The organism is Rhodoferax sp. RT5P35, assembly GCF_056521385.1.
Genome location: NZ_JBWMAX010000324.1, coordinates 1 through 1,077 on the forward strand (window position 1 = coordinate 1; position 1,077 = coordinate 1,077).

At 64.3% G+C, this 1,077-nt stretch carries 2 protein-coding genes; both read right to left on the minus strand.

Features of this window, described 5'->3' with window-relative positions:
• Nucleotides 1-935: 1-deoxy-D-xylulose-5-phosphate reductoisomerase (dxr, locus tag AC097L_RS26015; RefSeq protein WP_479589577.1), on the minus strand; the 935-nt coding region annotated here is incomplete at its 3' end.
• Nucleotides 936-944: 9 nt separating this feature from the next.
• Nucleotides 945-1,077, minus strand: a 133-nt coding sequence (locus tag AC097L_RS26020) for a phosphatidate cytidylyltransferase (RefSeq protein ID WP_479589578.1), incomplete at its 5' end; no start/stop codon positions are given.

The following is a 1,077-nucleotide window of genomic DNA, read 5'->3' on the forward strand; positions in this document are numbered from 1 at the left end:
AGGCAGGGAAAGCGCTGGAAATCCGGCACCTCGAAGGTCATGGCCGCCATTTGGGAAAAATCAAGCCGCGCCGTGCCGCTCTCGATGCGCTCGGGCCAGGACAGGCCGTAGGCAATCGGCACCCGCATGTCGGGCGTGCCCAACTGGGCCATCACCGAGGCGTCGTGGAACTGCACCATGGAATGGATGATTTGCTGCGGATGGATCACCACCTCGATCTGCTCGGGGGCCACGCCAAACAGGTATTTGGCCTCGATCACTTCCAGCGCCTTGTTCATCATGGTGGCCGAATCCACCGAGATCTTGCGGCCCATGGCGAAGTTGGGGTGGGCGCAGGCCTGCTCGGGGGTCACGTCGCGCAGCGTGGCCGGGTCGCGGGTACGGAACGGGCCGCCCGACGAGGTCAGCATGATCTTCTCGATACGCCGGGGCCACACCGCCGGGTCTTCGGGCAGCGACTGGAATACCGCCGAATGCTCGCTGTCGATGGGTAACAGCAAGGCCCCGCCCTGCTTCACCGCCGCCAAAAACACCTCGCCACCCACCACCAACGCCTCTTTGTTGGCCAGCAGCAGGCGTTTGCCCGCACGGGCCGCGGCCAGGCACGGAGCCAGGCCCGCTGCGCCGACGATGGCCGCCATGACCGCATCGACCTCGGGATGCGACGCTACCATTTCAATAGCTTCTTGCGCCGATAGAACAAGCGTGGAAAGGCTATTTTGCTTAATTTTTTCGGCCAGCAGTTCGGCATGCTGCGGGCTGGCCATCACCGCGAAACGGGGCTTGAACTGCGCGCATTGCTGCAGCATCAGGTCTACCTGGGTGGCGGCGGTCAGGGCGAACACCGCAAACCGGTCCGGGTGGCGCGACACCACGTCCAGCGTGCTGGTGCCCACCGAGCCAGTGGATCCCAAAATCGTCAAATTCTGGTTCATGCTTGCAGCCTAGCCGACGATGGATACCAGCATCATGGCCAGCGGCAGGGTGGGCAACAGCGCATCCACCCGGTCCAGCACGCCACCGAGGCCGGGCAGCAGGCCGCTGCTGTCTTTGCCCCCGGCGCTGCGCTTGATCAGT